Origin of the sequence: Nonomuraea sp. NPDC050310, assembly GCF_040655795.1 — a bacterium.
In the GTDB taxonomy this organism is placed as follows: Bacteria; Actinomycetota; Actinomycetes; order Streptosporangiales; family Streptosporangiaceae; genus Nonomuraea.
Genome location: NZ_JBFAKP010000001.1, coordinates 193050 through 211272, shown reverse-complemented (window position 1 = coordinate 211272; position 18223 = coordinate 193050). Strand labels below are relative to the sequence as shown.

17 protein-coding genes are annotated in these 18223 nt (G+C 71.0%); 6 read left to right on the top strand and 11 right to left on the bottom strand.

Annotated elements, in window-relative coordinates:
- Window positions 1-117: 117 nt before the first annotated feature.
- Complete coding sequence (locus tag AB0I67_RS01085; RefSeq protein WP_357915600.1) at window positions 118-1224, top strand: citrate synthase 2; 1107 nt, start codon at window positions 118-120, stop codon at window positions 1222-1224.
- Window positions 1225-1248: 24 nt separating this feature from the next.
- Here the strand turns inward: AB0I67_RS01085 and AB0I67_RS01080 are convergent, their stop codons facing one another.
- Window positions 1249-3729, bottom strand: coding sequence for a hypothetical protein (locus AB0I67_RS01080; RefSeq protein ID WP_357915597.1), 2481 nt, complete (start codon window positions 3727-3729; stop codon window positions 1249-1251).
- Window positions 3730-3865: 136 nt separating this feature from the next.
- On the opposite strand from AB0I67_RS01080, the gene serC reads away from it, so the two are divergent.
- On the top strand, window positions 3866-4975 hold the full coding sequence (gene serC, locus AB0I67_RS01075) for a phosphoserine transaminase (RefSeq protein ID WP_357915594.1): 1110 nt from the start codon (window positions 3866-3868) through the stop codon (window positions 4973-4975).
- Window positions 4976-5039: 64 nt separating this feature from the next.
- Window positions 5040-5621 carry a TIGR00645 family protein gene (locus AB0I67_RS01070; protein ID WP_357915591.1) on the top strand — a complete coding sequence of 194 codons (582 nt, stop codon included), beginning with the start codon at window positions 5040-5042 and terminating at the stop codon, window positions 5619-5621.
- Here the strand turns inward: AB0I67_RS01070 and AB0I67_RS01065 are convergent.
- The 4 genes from AB0I67_RS01065 to AB0I67_RS01050 all read right to left on the bottom strand — a co-directional run bounded on the left by AB0I67_RS01065 (window position 5592) and on the right by AB0I67_RS01050 (window position 8267).
- Window positions 5592-6218 carry a rhomboid family intramembrane serine protease gene (locus tag AB0I67_RS01065; protein ID WP_357915589.1) on the bottom strand — a complete coding sequence of 209 codons (627 nt, stop codon included), beginning with the start codon at window positions 6216-6218 and terminating at the stop codon, window positions 5592-5594. The two genes, AB0I67_RS01070 and AB0I67_RS01065, sit on opposite strands and share 30 nt — an antisense overlap.
- A gap of 114 nt (window positions 6219-6332) precedes the next feature.
- Window positions 6333-7097 carry a crotonase/enoyl-CoA hydratase family protein gene (locus tag AB0I67_RS01060; RefSeq protein WP_357915586.1) on the bottom strand — a complete coding sequence of 255 codons (765 nt, stop codon included), beginning with the start codon at window positions 7095-7097 and terminating at the stop codon, window positions 6333-6335.
- Window positions 7098-7106: 9 nt separating this feature from the next.
- On the bottom strand, window positions 7107-7880 hold the full coding sequence (locus tag AB0I67_RS01055; protein ID WP_357915583.1) for an SDR family NAD(P)-dependent oxidoreductase: 774 nt from the start codon (window positions 7878-7880) through the stop codon (window positions 7107-7109).
- A gap of 48 nt (window positions 7881-7928) precedes the next feature.
- A complete protein-coding gene (locus AB0I67_RS01050) occupies window positions 7929-8267 on the bottom strand; it encodes an STAS domain-containing protein (RefSeq protein WP_357915580.1) in 339 nt (112 codons plus the stop codon).
- A gap of 73 nt (window positions 8268-8340) precedes the next feature.
- Between AB0I67_RS01050 and AB0I67_RS01045 the strand changes: the two genes are divergently transcribed.
- Entirely contained in the window at window positions 8341-9336 is a 996-nt protein-coding gene (locus tag AB0I67_RS01045) for a potassium channel family protein (protein ID WP_357915577.1), read from the top strand.
- On the opposite strand, the gene AB0I67_RS01040 is transcribed toward AB0I67_RS01045, so the two are convergent.
- The 4 genes from AB0I67_RS01040 to AB0I67_RS01025 form a co-directional block, all read right to left on the bottom strand.
- Window positions 9317-10054 carry an ABC transporter ATP-binding protein gene (locus AB0I67_RS01040; RefSeq protein ID WP_357915574.1) on the bottom strand — a complete coding sequence of 246 codons (738 nt, stop codon included), beginning with the start codon at window positions 10052-10054 and terminating at the stop codon, window positions 9317-9319. The two genes, AB0I67_RS01045 and AB0I67_RS01040, sit on opposite strands and share 20 nt — an antisense overlap.
- Entirely contained in the window at window positions 10051-10809 is a 759-nt protein-coding gene (cbiQ, locus tag AB0I67_RS01035; protein WP_357915571.1) for a cobalt ECF transporter T component CbiQ, read from the bottom strand. Before cbiQ ends, AB0I67_RS01040 begins: the two co-directional genes overlap by 4 nt.
- Window positions 10810-10812: 3 nt before the next feature.
- Window positions 10813-11805, bottom strand: a complete 993-nt coding sequence (locus AB0I67_RS01030; protein WP_357915568.1) for an energy-coupling factor ABC transporter permease — start codon at window positions 11803-11805, stop codon at window positions 10813-10815.
- 73 nt (window positions 11806-11878) lie between these two features.
- Entirely contained in the window at window positions 11879-13699 is a 1821-nt protein-coding gene (locus AB0I67_RS01025) for a glycosyltransferase family 2 protein (protein WP_357915565.1), read from the bottom strand.
- 318 nt (window positions 13700-14017) lie between these two features.
- On the opposite strand from AB0I67_RS01025, the gene AB0I67_RS01020 reads away from it, so the two are divergent.
- The gene (locus tag AB0I67_RS01020; RefSeq protein ID WP_357915563.1) at window positions 14018-14347 is read left to right on the top strand and encodes a hypothetical protein; all 330 of its coding nucleotides are present in this window, start codon (window positions 14018-14020) and stop codon (window positions 14345-14347) included.
- Complete coding sequence (locus AB0I67_RS01015) at window positions 14340-14699, top strand: ClpX C4-type zinc finger protein (RefSeq protein ID WP_357915561.1); 360 nt, start codon at window positions 14340-14342, stop codon at window positions 14697-14699. The genes AB0I67_RS01020 and AB0I67_RS01015 overlap by 8 nt, the downstream gene beginning before the upstream one ends.
- Window positions 14700-14934: 235 nt before the next feature.
- Here the strand turns inward: AB0I67_RS01015 and AB0I67_RS01010 are convergent, their stop codons facing one another.
- The gene (locus AB0I67_RS01010; protein ID WP_357915559.1) at window positions 14935-16905 is read right to left on the bottom strand and encodes a translation factor GTPase family protein; all 1971 of its coding nucleotides are present in this window, start codon (window positions 16903-16905) and stop codon (window positions 14935-14937) included.
- 91 nt (window positions 16906-16996) lie between these two features.
- A complete protein-coding gene (locus AB0I67_RS01005; RefSeq protein WP_357915556.1) occupies window positions 16997-18220 on the bottom strand; it encodes an FAD-dependent monooxygenase in 1224 nt (407 codons plus the stop codon).
- Window positions 18221-18223 lie beyond the last annotated feature (3 nt).

Below are 18223 nucleotides of genomic sequence, written 5' to 3'. Positions count from 1 at the left end.
AGAAAGCGGAGGAGCTCTGGCTGTGGGCGCGAGGCACGATCCGATGCCAGCACAGCCCGGGGCGGCCGCGACAGCAGGCACGAAATTGCCATCGGCAAGAAAGGGAGGCGGCCGAGAATGTCCGACTTCAAACCCGGCCTCGAAGGCGTAGTAGCTTTCGAGACCGAGATCGCGGAACCGGACAAAGAAGGGGGCGCCCTCCGTTACCGGGGCGTCGACATTGAGGAGCTGGTCGGCCGCGTCCCGTTCGGGAACGTCTGGGGCCTGCTGGTCGACAACGCGCTACAGCCGGGGCTCCCCGCGGCTGAGCCGTACCCCATTCCTGTCCACTCCGGTGACATCCGCGTAGACGTGCAGAGCGCGCTGGCCCAGCTGGCCCCCGCCTACGGCTTCAAGCCGCTGCTCGACATCTCCGACGAGGAGGCCCGCGACCAGCTCGCCCGCGCCTCGGTCCAGGCCCTGTCGTTCGTCGCGCAGTCCGCGCGCGGGCTCGGCCTGCCGATGGTTCCGGAAAGCCGGGTCGCCCAGGCCACCAGCATCGTCGAGCGGTTCATGGTCCGCTGGCGCGGCGAGCCCGACCCCCGCCACGTCAAGGCGATCGACGCCTACTGGACCTCCGCCGCCGAGCACGGCATGAACGCCTCGACCTTCACCGCCCGCGTCATCGCCTCCACCGGCGCCGACGTCGCCGCGGCGCTGTCGGGTGCGGTCGGCGCCATGTCCGGCCCGCTGCACGGTGGCGCGCCCGCCCGCGTGCTGCACATGATCGAGGGCGTCGAGCAGCTCGGCGACGCCAAGAAGTACGTCCAGGGCGAGCTGGACAAGGGCCAGCGCCTCATGGGCTTCGGGCACCGCGTCTACCGCGCCGAAGACCCCCGGGCCCGCGTGCTCCGCCGTACCGCCAAGGAACTCGGCGCCCCGCGCTACGAGGTCGCCGCGGCGCTGGAGCAGGCCGCTCTGGAGGAGCTGCACGCGCGCAAGCCCGACCGCGTGCTCGCCACCAACGTGGAGTACTGGGCGGCTGTCGTCCTCGACTTCGCCGAGGTTCCCTCGAACATGTTCACCTCCATGTTCACCTGCGCCCGCACGGCCGGCTGGGCCGCGCACATCCTGGAGCAGAAGCGCACGGGCAGGCTGGTCCGCCCCAGCGCGAACTACATCGGCCCGGCCTCGCGCCCGCTCAGCGAGCTCGCCGCCGCCGACGAGGTCTCCGGCAAGTTCTAGGTTCTCCCGGACGACGGCGGGCCCTCACCGGCCCGCCGTCGCCGTCTCCGAAGAACCGGGCAGGTCGAGGCAGAGCTCGTCGGCTTCGAGCTTGGTCTGGCTGCGCGCCCTGCCGCAGTGCACCCGCTCGGCGTTTTCGAGGTTCACGACGGTGACGAGCTTGTCGACGCCGTCGTGCGGCTCTCCCGACGCGTAGGCGAGCATGCCGGTCGCGCTGTAGAGCGGCCTGTCCTCACGCACCGTCGACAGGTAGTACAGGACGTCGCCGAGCGCGACAGGGGCGTCCGGCGTCTTCGCCTGGCTCGCCGCGTGGTGCAGCAGCGTGCCGCCCGCGAAGCCGATCGCCGCGTTGCTCCCGGACGGGCGCACGCTGAGCGGCATCTTCCTGTCGCGGAAGAGGTCTTCGGCGATCTTCACGAACTCTGGTGCGCCCGGCACCGCCGTACGCTCGCCGAACGTCGCGTACACCAGTGTCATCCCGGTGTCCTGACCCAGCTTCGGGTTGTCGGCCAGTTCCTTCGACGCGTCGTCGCCCGCCACCACCAGCCTGCCCTTCGGCGAACCGCACGTGGTGGTGCCCAGCCGGTTGAGGAAGGTGGGCAGCTCAGGGCCCCGCCCGGTGAAGAAGTACACGTCGGGCGCAGCGTCGCAGGCCGCGCCCGCCGCCCTGGTGAGCTGGCCGGGATCGGTGTAGTCGACGTGGAGCGGTTTGCTCCCCCCGGTCTCCTTCGCGAACTCCTCGCTGACCACGCGCGCCAGATCGCCGCTGTAGACCTCTCCTGGGCCCTTGTCGGACACTACGACGGCCTTCGGAGCCGCCACCTCGGCGAGCAGCCGGCGACGGACGTAACGGGCCAGCAGAGCGCCCTCACGCTCGTTCGTGGCCGCCACCCGGAAGGCGTAACGCGACGTGCCGCCGACGTCGGAGGCGGTGGCGGAGGTGATCACCATCGGGATCTTGGCGGCGTCGAGCACGCCGACCGCCCGCTTCACGCCCTCCACGCTGCGGCCGAGACCGACCACCCCGGCGAACGTCGGATCGGTGCGGGCGTAGTCGGCCACGAGCTTCGCGGCGCGCTCGCCATGGGCGAAGTTGTCGCCCGCGTTCACCAGGAGCAGGCGGACCGACGGCTTCTCCACGGTCATCTGCAGATGCCACAGGCCGACCAGCTCGCCGAAGGCCCCGGCGAGGCGGCTGTCCCTGCGGTGCTCGCCGGCGAGCGTGAACTCGCCCATTACGCCGAAGGTCACGAAGCTGCGCTGGTCGGCGACGGTGACGTTGCGCCGGTCGATGCTGCCCACGATCTCGCGCAGGTTCGGGTGCACGAAGCCGTCCGGGGTGAGGCCCGAGGCGTTGATCAAGCCCACGCACTGCCCGCCCTCCTTGCGGATCCATGTCTGCGCGCAGCGCAGGTCACGGTCGAGCGCGACGACCGTCACCGTCGCGGCGAGCAGCGCCAGGCCGGTGATCCACGTCAGGAGCGGGTGGGCGAGCCGCGGCCTGCGCGTCCGCCCTGGCGGCGAAGGCCGTGCGTGCGTGCCCGCCGGGTGCAGCTCGACGAAGTGGTCTCCGTCGGCCCGGCGGCCCCACGCCATGCGCGACCTGAAGCCCGTGTAGGCGTCGCCCGACGGCGGGCCGAGGGACGCGCGGGCCACGACGAGCAGCGGGTCGTGACCGCCACGCCGGTTGCGCACCTGCTCCACCAGAGCGAGGAAACCGCTTCCCGCAGGATCGTGGGCGTCTTCCAGAACGACCATGGGGTAGGTGACCCTCGCCCAGCCGACCCGGCGCCACCACGGCCGCCTGTAAGCCCTTGCGAGGTCCTCCAGGAGCGCCGCCACCACCAGCCGGGCCCGGTCGGTCTCCTGCGCCTCCCTCGCCACCGAAACCGTGAAGCCCACCAGCGAGGCGCCCTCCGCCTCCAGGTACGGCTGCCGCGTGAACCACCGGTAGCGCGGATACCAGGGCGCGTCCCGCACCCTGAACACCAGTTGCGCCAGCGCCGCCACACCGCTGACCACGGCGATCACCCCGTAGACGAGCGTGCTGGTCACTCGCCCCGCCGTCGCGATGGCGCCGAGGATCGCGCTGCCGCTGAAGGTGGCGAAGCCGTACGTCTGGAAGTCCTGCCACTTGGCGAGCGCCGAGCCGCCCCCCTGCTCGGGCGGCGCGAACTCGGTCCGTCCCGGCGCGGCCAGATGCCTGCGCGCCTCGCCCTCCGGGTCGTGGCCGTCGGGGCTCGGCGTGAAACTGATCACTCGCAGGGCCTTGGTGGTGAGCTGGAACCGCAGCGGACGCTCGCCGGTGCGGGAGCGGTGCAGCTCTCTCGCGATCTTCCCGACCAGTCCCGCCACGTCGTCGCCGGCCCCGCTGACGACGGCGCGCGGCTCCGGTTCCCTGGCCAACCCCGTGAGGTCGCTCACCAGCAGGATGGGCAGGTCACGATCCCCGTGCCCACCGCGCGGCCTGCGACGCAGCGCTCTGATGAACTCGATCGGCTCCATACGGCAGCCCCCTCGCCTTCGGACCCCCCCGAGTCATCCCCAGTGCAGTTTCTCTCCTGATCATGGACTCGTCCGGCGAATCTCACAATCCGGACCTGGGGTCAAGCCGTTCGGCGAGGTCGGTAGGCTCGGGCAGGTGGCTGACATCGTGATTCCCGCTGACCTCAAGCCCGCCGACGGCCGGTTCGGCTGCGGGCCCTCGAAGATCCGACCCGAGCAGCTGGCGGCGCTCGCCGCCACCGGCGCGAGCATCATGGGCACGTCCCACCGGCAGAAGCCGGTGAAGAACGTGGTCGGCCGCGTGCGCTCCGGGCTGGCCGACCTGTTCTCCCTGCCCGAGGGCTACCAGGTGGTCCTGGGCAACGGCGGCACCACCGCCTTCTGGGACATCGCCGCCTTCGGACTGGTCCGCGAGAAGTCCCAGCACCTGTCGTTCGGCGAGTTCTCCTCGAAGTTCGGCGCGGTCGTCAAGAAGGCGCCGTGGCTGGCCGAGCCGACGATCATCTCCTCCGAGGTCGGCACCCACCCGGTCGCCGTCGCCGAGGAGGGCGTCGACGTCTACGCCCTGACCCACAACGAGACCTCGACCGGTGTGGCCATGCCCATCTCCCGCGTCGGCGGCGACGACGCGCTGGTGCTGGTCGACGCCACCTCCGGCGCCGGCGGCCTGCCCGTCTCCATCGGCGAGACGGACGTCTACTACTTCGCGCCGCAGAAGAGCTTCGCCTCCGACGGCGGCCTGTGGATCGCGATCATGTCACCGCGCGCGCTGGCCCGCGTCGAGGAGATCGCCGCCTCCGGGCGCTACGTCCCCGAGTTCTTCAGCCTGCCGATCGCGATCGACAACTCCTCCAAGGACCAGACCTACAACACCCCCGCGGTGGCGACGCTGTTCCTGCTGGCCGAGCAGCTCGACTGGATGAACGCCGGCGGCGGCCTGTCCTTCACCACCGGCCGCACCGCCGACTCCGCCGCCCGCCTGTACGGCTGGGCCGAGAAGTCGGAGTTCGCCACCCCGTTCGCGGCCCCCGAGTTCCGCTCGCAGGTCGTCGGCACGATCGACTTCGCCGAGACCGTCGACGCGGCCAAGGTCGCCGCGGTGCTGCGCGCCAACGGCATCGTCGACACCGAGCCGTACCGCAAGCTGGGCCGCAACCAGCTCCGCATCGCGATGTTCCCGTCGATCGACCCGAGTGACGTCGAGGCGCTCACCCGCTGCATCGACTACGTGGTCGAGCGCGTCTGACCCGCCCGGCCGGGCCCCCTAGAGTTGGCTGCTGTTCTCGTTCGGAGTTACAGGAGTTGACGACGTGTCCAGCGTTACGGGGGTCCGGCCGAAGGGCTTCGGCTATCTGATGTTCGCCAGCAGGTGGCTGCAGCTACCCCTCTATCTGGGCCTGATCGTGGCCCAGGGGGTCTATGTCTGGCAGTTCCTGGTCGAGCTATGGCACCTGCTCCAAGCGGTCGTCACCGGCGATATGACGCACTCGCCGGTGGCCGAGAGCCTCGTGAACAGCTCACCGGAGATCGTGGTGATGCTCAGCGTGCTGGGACTCATCGACGTGGTGATGATCTCGAACCTGCTGATCATGGTGATCGTGGGCGGCTACGAGACCTTCGTGTCGCGCATCAACCTCGATGGCCACCCCGACGAGCCGGAGTGGCTCTCGCACGTCAACGCCAACGTCCTCAAGGTGAAGCTGGCGACGGCGATCATCGGGATCTCCTCGGTGCACCTGCTGCAGACCTTCATCAAGGCCGAGCACGTGAGCAACGACAAGATGATGTGGCAGACGATCATTCACCTGGCGTTCGTCGTCTCCGCGATCGGCCTGGCGTGGATCGACCGGCTGCTGTCGTCCTCACCGGCCGAGCGGGTCAGGGCTCACTAGGGCCGCGGGCCGCCTGCGGCGCAGCGCCCAGGCGGCCACCACGCCGCCGATGAGCCCGAACAGGTGGCCCTGCCAGGAGATGCCGGGCTGGTTCGGCAGCAGCCCCCACAGCATCGAGTAGTACGCGACACCGACGCCGATGGCGATGAGGATGTCGGCGATCTGCCGGTTGAACAGGCCCCGGCCGAGGACGTAGCCGAAGTAGCCGAAGATCAGCCCGCTGGCGCCCACCGCGATGACCCCGGGCGGGGTGGTCAGCCAGGTGCCGAAGCCGCCGATCAGCATGATGATGACGGTCGCCCACAGGAAGGCGCCGAGGCCGCGGACCGCGGCGAGGAAGCCGAGCACGAGCAGCGGGATCGAGTTGGCGATCAGGTGCCCGAAGCCCACGTGCAGGAAGGGCGCGAACAGGATCCCGACCAGACCCTCGGCGTCCCAGGCGCGGATGCCGTAGTAGTCGAGCGATCCGCCGAGGACGTAGTCGATGCCTTCCAGCACCCACATCACCGCGAGCATGCCGCCGAGCAGGAGCAACGCCCCCAGAGCTCCGGACAGCACCGCGCGCCACCCCGACGGCGGGGTCGAGTATCCGCTCATGTGGCCCTCCCAGGGGGATGCTTCTCCCCTCCAAAGTATGCGGGAAACCCTATGAGCGGGCTAAAAGTGACGCCCGCCCGCCAGGGAGAGCGGGCGGGCGTCAGGTCCTCGGGGCTACTCGCCCTTCCAGACGGGGGCGCGCTTCTCGGCGAAGGCCGCCGCGCCCTCCATCGCGTCCTTCGACCCGAAGACCGGGTTGATGATCGCGCCCTGCTTCTTGAACATCTCGTCGAGGGTCCAGTCCTGGGACTCGACGATCACCTTCTTGGTCGCCGCCAGCGCCAGCGGGGCGTTCGCGGCGATCTTGCGGGCCAGCTCCAGCGCGCCCTCAAGGGCCTGGCCTGGCTCGGTGATCCGGTTGACCAGGCCGAGCTCGTACAGCCGCGAGGCCGGGTAGTGGTCGCCGGTCAGCGCCATCTCCATGGCCACGTGGTAGGGGATGCGCCGGGGCAGCCTGATGACGCCGCCGGCGCCCGCGACCAGGCCGCGCTTGGGCTCGGGCAGCCCGAACTTGGCCTCGGCCGAGGCGACCACCACGTCGCAGGAGAGCACCAGCTCGAACCCGCCGGCCAGGGCGTAGCCCTCGACCGCGGCGACCAGCGGCTTGCGCGGCGGCGCCTCGGTGATGCCGCCGAAGCCGCGCCCCTCGACGTGCGGGAAGTCGCCGGTCAGGAAGCCCTTGAGGTCCATGCCGGCGGAGAAGTAGCCGCCCGCGCCGGTCAGGACGTAGGCGGAGACGTCGGCACGCGCGTCGAGCTCGTCCAGCGCGCCGGCGATGCCCCTGGCCACCGCGCCGTTGACGGCGTTGCGGGCCTGGGGGCGGTTGATGGTGATGACGGCTACGCCGTCCGCGACTTCGACGAGAACTTCGTCAGACACGGGACCTCACTACTTGGGCTGGAAGCGGATGCCGCCGTCGAAGCGGATGGTCTCGGCGTTCATGTAGTCGTTCTCGATCAGCGAGCGCACGAGGTGGGCGAACTCGGCGGGCTGGCCCATGCGCTTGGGGAAGACCACGGGGGCGACCAGCTTGGCCTTGAACTCGGCGGAGTTGGGGTTGAAGCCGTAGATCGGGGTGTCGATGATGCCGGGGCAGATGGTGTTGACGCGGACGCCGATCGCGGCCAGGTCGCGCGCGGCCGGGACGGTCATGCCCACGATGCCGCCCTTGGAGGCGGAGTAGGCGAGCTGCCCGGTCTGGCCCTCCAGCGCGGCCACGGAGGCCGTGTTGATGACCACGCCGCGGTGCCCGTCCTCGCTCACCGGCTCGGTCTTGGCGATGGCCGCCGCGCCGATGCGCATGAGGTTGAAGGTGCCGATCAGGTTGACCTCGATGACCTTGCGGTAGGTCGCCTCGGTGTGCGGGGCGCCCTCGCGGTTGACCGTCCGCTCGGCCCAGCCGATGCCGGCGCTGTTGACGATCACTCGCACCGGCTTGCCGGTCGCCACGGCGGCGTCCACGGCGGCCTGGACCTGGTCGGAGTCCGACACGTCGGTCTTGACGAAGAGCCCGCCGAGCTCGTCGGCGATCGCCTTGCCGCGCTCCTCGTTCAGGTCGGCGATCACCACGTGCGCGCCGTGTGAGGCCAGCTCGCGGGCGGTGGCCTCACCCAGGCCGCTCGCCCCGCCGGAGATGATTGCTACTGCACCATTGACGTCCATGACACGGACCTTAACGCGAGAACCGAATGAAGTTCTACGACGGGTGGGCTAAATCTCACCCACGGCGGCGTCCACGTCCGGATAGACCTTGATGCGCCGGTCGAGACCGGTGGTGCGCAGGATCCTGGCCACCGGCGCCTGCGGCCCGGCCAGCGACACGCCGCCGCCCTCGCCGGTCGCCAGCCGCCACGCCTCGATCAGCACCGACAGCCCGCTGGAGTCCATGAAGGACAACTGCTGGAGGTCGAGCACGAGGCGGGCGCCGTCCTGCTTGATGGCGTCGCGCACCTCGTCCCTCAGGAAGGGCGCGGTGAACAGGTCCAGCTCTCCTTCGACGACCACGACGACGGCATCCCCCATCGCGTGCCGTTTCAGGCGCAGCTTCATTTGGCCCCTCCTCGATGAGCCACTGTACTTCCCATCCCCAGCTACCGGACCCAGACAAACTACGATCACCTTCATGGAGGAGGTCGGAATCCGGCTCCCGCACATCGCGGTCAGCCCGTTCAGAGCGGTGCTGCGCCGCGTCCTTTATGCGTGGGCCGCGTTGCTGGCGGTGTTCCTCCTGGTAGCGCTGGACCTCGACGGGTACAAGGACAGCTTCGACGGCAAGGTGAGCCTGCTCGACGCGCTCTACTACGCCACCGTCACCGTCTCCACGACGGGGTACGGCGACATCACCCCCGTGTCGCCGGCCGCGCGGCTGGTCAACATCGTGGCGGTCACGCCGCTGCGGATCATCTTCCTCGTCATCCTCGTGGGCACCACGCTGGAAGTGCTCACCCAGCGCACCCGCGACCAGATCCTGATCAGACGCTGGAGGTCCAGGTTGCGCGGCCACACCGTGATCGCCGGATACGGCACCAAGGGCCGCGCCGCGGTCCGCACCCTGCTGGAGAACGAGCGGGCCAAGGAGTCGGTCGTCGTCGTCGACCCCAACCCGGAGAACGTCCGCGAGGCCAACAACGACGGCTTCGTCGCCGTCCTGGGCGACGCCACCCGCAGCGAGGTGCTCCAGCGGGCCGGCGTGCGGGAGGCCAACGAGATCATCATCGCGGTCAACCGCGACGACACCACCGCCCTGGTCACCCTCACCGGCCGCCAGCTCAACCCCACCGCGACCATCGTCGCCGCCGTCCGCGAGGCCGAGAACGACCCGCTGGTACGGCAGAGCGGCGCCGACGTGGTGATCACCTCCTCGGACGCGGCCGGCCGCATGCTCGGCGTCGCCACGCAGAGCCCGGCGGTCAGCGCGCTGATCGAGGACTTCCTGGTCTACGGCAAGGGCCTCGACCTGTACGAGCGGCCGGTGAAGGAGTCGGAGGTGGGCCACCCGCCGGCCGACGGCGACGAGATCGTCGTCGCCGTGGTGCGCGAGGGCCGCGTCCGCACCTACGCCGACGTGGAGGTCCTGGACCGCGGCGACCGCCTCGTCGTCATCCACGTTCCGGAATAGCGAAGCCGTAGGGCAGTTCGAGCCGGTGCCGGGCCAGCAGTTCGGCGTCGGCGAGCAGCTCGCGCGTCGGCCCGTCGGCGACGACCACGCCGCCGGACAGGATGAGCGCCCGCTCGCACAGCTCCAGCGCGTACGGCAGGTCGTGGGTGACCATGAGCACGGTCACCTCCAGGGAGCGCAGGATCTCGGCCAGTTCCCGGCGGGCGGCCGGGTCGAGGTTGGAGGAGGGCTCGTCCAGCACGAGGATCTCCGGCTCCATCGCCAGCACGGTGGCGACCGCGACGCGGCGGCGCTGGCCGAAGGACAGGTGGTGCGGCGGCCGGTCGAGGGCCTCCAGCATGCCGACCCGGTCGAGCGCGTCCTTGACCCGGCGTTCGAGGTCCTCGCCGCGCACGCCCATGTTCGCCGGGCCGAAGGCCACGTCGTCGCGGACAGTCGGCATGAAGAGCTGGTCGTCGGGGTCCTGGAAGACCAGGCCGACGCGTTGCCGTACTTCCTGGAGGTGGTCGCGGACGACCGGGACGCCGGCCACGCGCACGGTGCCGTGGCCCGGGGTGAGGATACCGTTGAGGTGCATGACCAGGGTGGTCTTGCCGGCGCCGTTCGGCCCGAGCAGGGCCACGCGCTCGCCGCGGGCGATGGTCAGGTCGACGCCGAACAGCGCCTGGGTGCCGTCGGGGTAGGCGTAGGCGAGCTCGCGCACTTCGAGGGAGTTCATGCGATGGTCATTCCTAGGACGGCCAGGGCGAGCACCGGAAGCGCGCCCGCGGTCAGCCATTGTCGCGCGGAGGCCGTCAGCTCCTGCGTGACGGGCAGCCGCCCGGTGTAGCCACGGCTGAGCATGGCCAGGTGGACGCGCTCGCCGCGCTCGTAGGAGCGGATGAACAGCGCTCCGGCCGAGCGCGCGATGACCGGCGCCTGCCGGAGGTTGCGCGCCTGGAAGCCGCGTGACTCCCGGGCGACGCGCATGCGCCGCATCTCCCCGACGATCACGTCCAGGTAGCGCAGCATGAACATGGCGATCTGCACCAGCAGCGGCGGCAGCCGCAGCCGCTGCGCGCCCAGGAGCAGCATGCGCGGCTCGGTGGTCGCGGCCAGCAGGATCGAGGCGACGACGCCGAGGGTGGCCTTGGCCAGGATGTTCCAGGCCGCCCAGAGCCCGGGCAGGCTCAGCGACAGGCCGAGGACCTGCACCCGCTCGCCCAGCCCGATGACCGGGATGAGGAAGGCGAACAGCACGAAGGGCACCTCGATCACCATGCGCCGCAGGATGAAGCCCGGCGGCACCCTCGCGGCCGCCGCGACTCCACCCAGCAGCACCGCGTAGCCGGCGAAGGCCCAGACCGCCTCGCGCGGGGTGGCCACCACCACGATCGCGAAGGCCGGCACCGCGAGCAGCTTGCACTGCGGCGGCAGCCGGTGCACCGGGCTGTCGCCCGGGCGGTAGAGGTCGTGGTGGTGGCCCGCGCCCACGGCTCAGGCCCTCACGGTGGTGCGGCGGCGCGCGGCGTAGGCCAGGCCGCCGGCGATGAGCAGGGTCAGCCCGACGCCGACGATGCCGGCCACGCCGACCGGGATGCCGCCGACGTCGCCGTAGTCGGCCAGCGCCCAGGAGGCGAACAGGTGGTCGACGCCGACGTCGAAGCCGCGCTCGGCGGCGACCGACTCCAGGCCGTCGGGGTCGGCGGAGGCGAAGAAGGACACGACGCCGGCCAGGATCAGCGTGACGCCGAGGCCGCCGAGCAGGAACGGCCTGGCGTTGCCGCGGGGCGCCTCGGCGGCGGGCGTCGTCGCGGCGGTCTTGCCGTTGACCACCAGGGCCGGGGCCTGGCCGCGGTAGCCGTACACGAGGTCGGGGCGGACGGCCAGGACGGCGCTGACGGTGGCGGCGGTGATCAGCCCCTCGCCGATGCCGATGAGCAGGTGGACGCCGCCCATCGCGGCGGCGACGGAGGAGACCTCGATCGGCACGGTGCCGCCGAGCCAGAACAGCAGGGTGAAGGCGAGCGCCGAGGCGGGGACGGAGATCAGCGCGGCCAGGAACGCGGCGGCGACCACCGCGGCCTTGCCCCGGGCCAGCCGGGTGACCAGCCGGAACAGGCCCCAGCCGACCAGGACGGTGACCAGGCCCATGAGGGTGATGTTGACGCCGAGCGCGGTCAGCCCGCCGTCGGCGAAGAACAGGCCCTGGACCAGCAGCACGACGGCGATGCAGAGCACGCCGGTATAGGGTCCGACGAGGATGGCGGCCAGCGCGCCGCCGAGCAGGTGCCCGCTGGTGCCGGCGACGACCGGGAAGTTGAGCATCTGCACGGCGAAGACGAAGGCCGCGACCAGGCCGGCCATGGGCGCGGTCCGGTCGTCGAGCTCGCGTTTGGCGCCGCGCAGGCAGACGGCGACGCCGGCGGCGGCCACGACGCCGGTGGAGACGGATACGGCCACGTTGAAAAAGCCATCGGGTACGTGCACGACCAGGCCTCCATGAGGGGTGTCCAACCACCTCACATTAAGACATTGTCTTGCACCTGCATATTTGTGGCAGTTACTGGAACAGCCGGCTGATGATCGCCTTCGGGGTCAGCGTCTTGACCACCGTGCTGAGCCGGCCCTTGCCGGCCGTGGCGTAGGGCCGCACCGAGCGCAGCACCGCGCCCTGCCACCACCGGCGCGGGCCGGCGAACAACTGGGTCGAGGTGGTCTCGATGCGGAAGCGGGCCGGCGGCCCGCCGAGCTCCAGCTCCAGGTAGGCGTCCCAGGTGCCGGGCACCAGGCGGCCGACCGAGGGTTTGGCCTCGAAGGCGCCGCCGGGCAGGCCAACCACGCGGTCGATCCGCTCGTCGCCGGTGTTGCGCTCGCGCCAGACGAGCCGGCGCACCGCGTTCTCGGCCGGCGCGGCGCCGGTGACGGTGACGTGGCCGTCCAGCACCAGCCGGTGCCCGAAGGCCCAGCGCGCGCTGGTCAGCCGGGCCGAGCCGGGCACGCTGAGCACGTGCCCGCCGATGTCGATGCTGAGGTTGCCGCCGCTGCGGGTGAAGTACGGCAGCGCCACCGACTCCCCCACCAGCCGGGGCGACGGGCAGGGCAGCTCGCGGTCGCGCTCGGCGCCCAGCCGGCCCTGCCGGTGCACGCCCTCCAGCTCGATGGTGACCAGCAGGTCCCACACCCCCGAGGACAGCTCGCCCACGTCGATGCGCGCGGTGAACTCCGGGCCGTCGAGCTCGGCGGGCACGACGAGCTCGCGCCCCGGATCCTGGCGCGAGCGCAGCAGCAGGGCGACGCCGTCGTACTCGGCGAGGCCCTCCAGCCCGGCCACCCCGGAGACCAGCAGCCGCTCGCCCTCCCAGCGCAGGTCGGTGAGCCGCCGGTGCACGGTGGCCGCCTCGATCCCGGCCAGCCGGACCAGCCGCTCGACGTCGCCCAGGGCGGCCAGCCGCTGCCGGTCGGCGGGGTTGAGCAGCTCGACCACGCCCGGGGTCAGCCACTCGTCGCACAGCGCGGCGACCTCCTGCGCGATGTCCTTGCGCCGCACCTCGTCGGCGGCCAGGAAGGCCTCGCCGAGCTGGGCGAAGGCGTCGAGTCTGAAGTGCCGGCGCAGCAGGTGGTCGCGCAGCGGTCCCGGCGGCACGTGCGCGGCCATGAGCTGGATCGGGTCGCGGATCATGTGCAGCCAGGCGATCGGGTCGCGGCTGTCGGGGCGCTGCATGATGCTCGTGCCGTCCGGGCGCGCGGTGAGGTGGTAGCAGTCGTAGTCGGCCACCACCGAGATCACCTCGGCGTGGCAGTAGGCGTGCACGGTGAACAGCAGGTCCTCGCCGACCAGCCGGTCCTCGCCGAACCGGATGCCGTGCTCGACCAGCATCTGCCGGCGGAACAGCTTCCAGCAGCTCAGGCTGTTGTAGACCGCGCTGTCGGCCAGGCTCACCCGCTCGGCGTTCTGCCGGAACATCGAGGCGGGCGCGCGGCGGCCGTGCCCGACGACCTTGCCGAGCACGATGTCGGAGCCGTTGCGGTCGGCCATCGCGACCATCCGCTCCAGCGCCTCGTCGCCGAGGTAGTCGTCGGCGTCGCAGAAGAAGACGTAGCGGCCCGTCGCGTGGTCGAGGCCGACGTTGCGCGGGCGGCCCGCGCCGCCCGAGTGCTCCTGGCGGATGACCTTGACCGTCCCCCGGTGATAGGTCGCGTACAGCTCCAGGAGCTCGGCGCTGCCGTCGGTGGAGCCGTCGTCCACCACGACGATCTCCTTGTGCACCCGTTGCACCAGGGCGGAGGTCAGGCTTCTGTCCAGGTACGGCCGGCAGTCGTGCGCAGGGATGATCACGCTCACGTCCACCGCGTTCGTCGAGTCCTCCGTCAGTCCAGACACAGCACGCCCCGTCACTATGTGCTTCTCGATGATTTCAGTATGTGACCAGAGCTCAAGTCGTGCAGGGGGTTCGGCGGTCTTCTTGAACCGGCTTTTTCTGGAACCCCAGATTCCCGACTTGCCCCGAAAAATGCTGCTACGGTGGCCGAACCGGGGCTCTTCAGACACCGAACGAGCTTCAGGGCTGCGCTTTTTCCTCCCGGTGGGAGATATCCAACCCGCAGGGAACAGTGCTCTACCCCCTCCGCCTCCGGAGTGATCCGGCGGCCAAGGCCGCGCGTCTACGCTTAGGCGACCTTGACCGGGGAGGTGTCGGTAATGAGAACTGATCTCGTGCGTGAAGCTGAGTTCATCGTCTCCTCAGCACGACTCAAGGAACTGCAGGAGTGTTCCGCGCTGCTCCGCCGTACGCGGCTGCGCGCGGAGGAGATCGTGAACCAGGCCCGCGCGTTGCACGTGGAGGCGGTCATCGACGGCGAGCCCTCGCGCGTCGACGCCTGCGCGTCCCAGCTTGAGGAGGCGCACGCCGCCTATTGCCGCATCGTCAACGCCTACCTGTCGATCTGCCGCCGCATCAACGACGAGCGGTTGGCGATCCTGAAGGGTTGTCAGGGTCAGCCTGACGGTCTAGTGTCAGGTCATGCCTGACAACGAGCACCTGTACTGCTCTTTCTGCCAGCGACCGGCGGCTGAGGTCCAGAAGCTGATCGCGGGCCCCGGCGTCTACATTTGCAATGCCTGCGTCGGTCTCTGCAACGACATCCTGAGCTCGGAGGAACTCCGCGAGACCTCCGAGCCCCGGCTGCCAATGTGGGAGTCGCTGACCGACGAGCAGATCCTCGACCACCTGCCCAACATCGTGAACGTCCAGTCCCAGATCGACAGCAACCTGCGCGACTGGGTCGGCGCCCTCCGCAAGCGGGAGGTGAGCTGGGAGCGCATCGGCGCCGCACTGAGCATGTCGCGGCAGTCGGCCTGGGAGCGGTTCAAAACCGTCTGAATGATTTCCGCGTTCCACGGGTAAACCTGTGTGACTCAAGAGGCGTCCTATCACCAGGGAGGCCCACCATGCAGGTCGTCGACGGCCTCGCGGCGCCCGATCTGGCGGAGCTCCAACTGGAGATGCTCCTGGTCGTGGCGTTGCACGAGGAGGCAGAGCGGCTCGTCGCCGCCGAATGAACGGGCTCCTGCTCCCCGGGAACGCACCCCCGGGGAGCAGGAGTTGGGGGCCTCGCTCACACCCGCCGCAGCACGTGCAGCAGATACTCCTTCCGGTCCAGCGGGTTGTGGTCGGTGCGCGGCCTGGCCGGGGGTGGCCCGGCGACCGGCTCGTAGCGCTCGAAGGCGCTCTCCAGCACGCCCTCGCCGCGCGTCAGCGTCGGCAGTTCGAGGTGCAGCTCGTGCACCCGGCCGGCGGGGATCTCCCCCTCCAGCACGGTGGCGCCCATGCCGTACGGCACCGCGCGCACCCTGGCCAGCGCCGGGAGCACCGCGCCCAACGTGTCCGCCGGGAACTCCAGCCGGAACCGGTGGATCGGCTCGTGCACCCGCGTGCCCGCCCGGCGCAGCGCCGCCATCAGCACCAGCGGGGTCAGCCCGCGGAAGTCGGCGCCAGTGCTGGACATCGCCTTGTCGAAGCGCGCGTGCGCGTGGCTCTGCCGGGGCGAGTAGCCGCTGTGCGTCATCGTCACCGTGCAGTCGGCGACCTGCCAGCCGTACAGGCCCTGGGTGAGGGTCTCCAGGACGGTGTCCTCAACCGCCTTGAAGAAGGCGTACGGCATGGCCCCCAGCGAGACGCCGAGCCGGAAGCGCACCCCGCTGCCCGGCGGCGCCGGATCGACGCGCAGCCCGACGGTGGCCAGGAACGGGTTGGGCGCCTTGCCGTTGAACTCCACCGCCGAGCCCGTGCCGGCCGGCCGCTCGACGCAGATGGTGGTCGTCTCGCGGAAGGTGACGTCCAGGCCGTACTCGGAGGCAAGGGTCGCCTGGATGACCTCCTTCTGCACCTCGCCGTAGAGCGAGACGGAGGTCTCCTGGCGCACGTCGTCCTGGCGCAGGCCGATCAGCGGGTCCTGCTCGGCGAGCTGGGTGAGCGCGACGTTGAGCGCGCCGCGCTCGGCCTGCCGGCCGGGCACGACCACCGTCTCCAGGGTGGGCGGCGCGAAGTGGCGGGCCTCGGTGGTGCGGGCCGCGCCGAGGGTGTCGCCGATCCGCGCCGCCTCCAGCCCCCACACCTTGCCGATGCGCCCGGCGGGCAGCTCACCCCTCGGTGCGGCCGAGCCCCGGTCGAACACGGCCAGGGCAGTGACCTTGGCCTCCCGGCCCTGCAACAGGAGCCGGTCCCGGGTGCGGAGCGTGCCGCCGAACAGGCGGACGTAGGCCACCTTCTCCCCCGCCGGGCCGCGCTCGATCTTGAAGATCGTGCCGGACAGCGGCCCGTCCGGGTCGCCGCCACCCGCCGGGAGCAGCTCGCGCACGGCCCGGGTCAGCTCCGCCACCCCGGCCCCGGTGATCGCGGAGCCGAAGTACAGCGGATGCAGCCGGGCCCGGCCGACCTGCCGGGCGAACTCGGCGCGCAGCCGGTCCGGTGCGAGCGCGGCCCGCTCGTCGGCGAGGTAGGCGGCCAGGAAGGCGTCGTCCGCCTCAGCCAGCCGTTCCGCCAGGCGCGCCGGATCGCCGGACGGCGTGCCGTACGGGTGGAAGCTCGCGGTGCGGGCGCCGGGCTCGCGCACGGTTCCGGCGGCCACCACGGCCGGGGTGAGCTTGGCGGCGATCTCGTCGAGCAGGCCGCCGGAGCGCGCGCCGGAGCGGTCGATCTTGTTGGCGAACAGCAGGGTCGGGATGCGCAGCCGCCGCAGGGCGCGCATCAGGATGCGGGTCTGCGCCTGCACCCCCTCCACCGCGGAGACGACCAGCACCGCGCCGTCGAGCACGCTGAGCACGCGTTCGACCTCGGCGATGAAGTCGGGGTGGCCGGGGGTGTCGATCAGGTTGACGGTGAGGTCGCCGACGGCGAAGGAGACGACCGCGGACTTGATGGTGATGCCGCGTTGCCGTTCGAGCGCCAGGGAGTCGGTCTGGGTGTCGCCGTCGTCGACGCTGCCGAGCCGGTCGATGACTCCCGCGTCGAGCAGGAGCCGTTCGGTCAGGCTGGTCTTACCGGCGTCGACGTGGGCCAGAATGCCCAGGTTGAGGTGTCTTTGCAAGCGTCATGCCCTCTGGATGGGTGCGAACCGGGATAAGCGGGGACATGAACGTCTGCCTCATCTCGGTGCTCCTTCCAGGGGACGGCTCCGGTCAGTCGACCAGACGCGGGCCGGCCGGGGCAACGGGTTTTCCGGCGTAGGGCTTCAGGGTGATGGCCTCGGCGGTCTTGCGCACGCTCTTGGCGATCAGCTTCTTGCCCGGCAGGTACGGCAGCAGGCGCTGCTGCTGGCGCAGCAGCCACGCCATCCGGCGGCTCTTCGGCACCAGGAAGCCGCTGACCCCGTCGGCGGACTTCTGGCAGCCCTCGGCGTACTCGCGCAGCTCGGCCTCGTAGCGGGCGAAGGCAGTGCGGTGGTCGCCGCCGGCCTCGGCGAGCTCCCCGGCCAGGACGTAGGCGCCGATCATGGCCAGGCCGGTGCCCATCCCCGACAGCGGCGAGGCGCAGCAGGCGGCGTCGCCCAGCAGCACGACCCGGCCACGCGCCCAGGAGTCCAGCTTGACCTGGGCGATCTGGTCGAAGAACAGCTCGGGCGCCTGGTCCATGCGGCGCAGCAGCTCGTCGCTCTCCCAGCCGACGCCGGCGAAGTGCTCGCGCAGGACCGCCCGCTGGGCGGCGGTGTCGCGGCGGGCGTGCGGCAGCTCGCCGGCGGCGAAGTAGAAGACCGCCCTGGCCTCGGTGTTCCGCCGGGCGGTGTAGTACGACACCAGCTTGCCGGGCGTGGTGTAGATCCGGCCGGCGTGGTCGAGGCCGAGGTAGTTGGGGACGGTGAAGATCGCGTAGTGCAGGCCGAGGTGCTTGATGAAGCGGGCCTCCTCGCCGAAGACCAGGCGGCGGACGCCGGAGTGGATGCCGTCCGCGCCCACGACCAGGTCGAAGCGCCGGGGCGCACCACGCTCGAAGGTGACGTGCACGCCGGTCGCGTCCTCGGTGAGCGAGGTGATCGAGTCGCCGAAGACGTACTCGGTGAAGGGCTTGGTGCGCTCGTGCAGCAGCCCGGCCAGGTCGCCGCGCAGGATCTCCACGTCGCCGGAGAACAGGTCGGCGGGCGAGTCGACCAGGCGCTTGCCGCGGGCGTCGACGTAGGTCATCGGGCCCATGCCGGTGCGCAGCCGCTCGATCCCCTCCAGCAGGCCCATGCTCCGCAGCAGGGACAGGTGGACCTCGCCGCGGAAGTCCACGGCGTGGCCGCCGTCACGCGGCGCCGGGGCCTTCTCCACGACGGTGGCGGCGAAGCCGTGCCGGTGCAGCCAGTAGGCCAGGGCCGGGCCGGCGATGCCGCCGCCCGAGATCAGGACGTGCTTGGTGGTCGTCATGGG

Excerpts from the sequence above, each read along its gene's own strand:
- AB0I67_RS01085 (WP_357915600.1), top strand. The coding sequence starts at position 118 with ATGTCCGACTTCAAACCCGGCCTCGAAGGCGTAGTAGCTTTCGAGACC.
- AB0I67_RS01080 (WP_357915597.1), bottom strand. The coding sequence starts at position 3,729 with ATGGAGCCGATCGAGTTCATCAGAGCGCTGCGTCGCAGGCCGCGCGGT.
- AB0I67_RS01065 (WP_357915589.1), bottom strand. The coding sequence starts at position 6,218 with ATGAGCGGATACTCGACCCCGCCGTCGGGGTGGCGCGCGGTGCTGTCC.
- AB0I67_RS01055 (WP_357915583.1), bottom strand. The coding sequence starts at position 7,880 with ATGGACGTCAATGGTGCAGTAGCAATCATCTCCGGCGGGGCGAGCGGC.
- AB0I67_RS01050 (WP_357915580.1), bottom strand. The coding sequence starts at position 8,267 with ATGAAGCTGCGCCTGAAACGGCACGCGATGGGGGATGCCGTCGTCGTG.
- AB0I67_RS01045 (WP_357915577.1), top strand. The coding sequence starts at position 8,341 with ATGGAGGAGGTCGGAATCCGGCTCCCGCACATCGCGGTCAGCCCGTTC.
- AB0I67_RS01040 (WP_357915574.1), bottom strand. The coding sequence starts at position 10,054 with ATGAACTCCCTCGAAGTGCGCGAGCTCGCCTACGCCTACCCCGACGGC.
- AB0I67_RS01020 (WP_357915563.1), top strand. The coding sequence starts at position 14,018 with ATGAGAACTGATCTCGTGCGTGAAGCTGAGTTCATCGTCTCCTCAGCA.
- AB0I67_RS01015 (WP_357915561.1), top strand. The coding sequence starts at position 14,340 with ATGCCTGACAACGAGCACCTGTACTGCTCTTTCTGCCAGCGACCGGCG.
- AB0I67_RS01005 (WP_357915556.1), bottom strand. The coding sequence starts at position 18,220 with ATGACGACCACCAAGCACGTCCTGATCTCGGGCGGCGGCATCGCCGGC.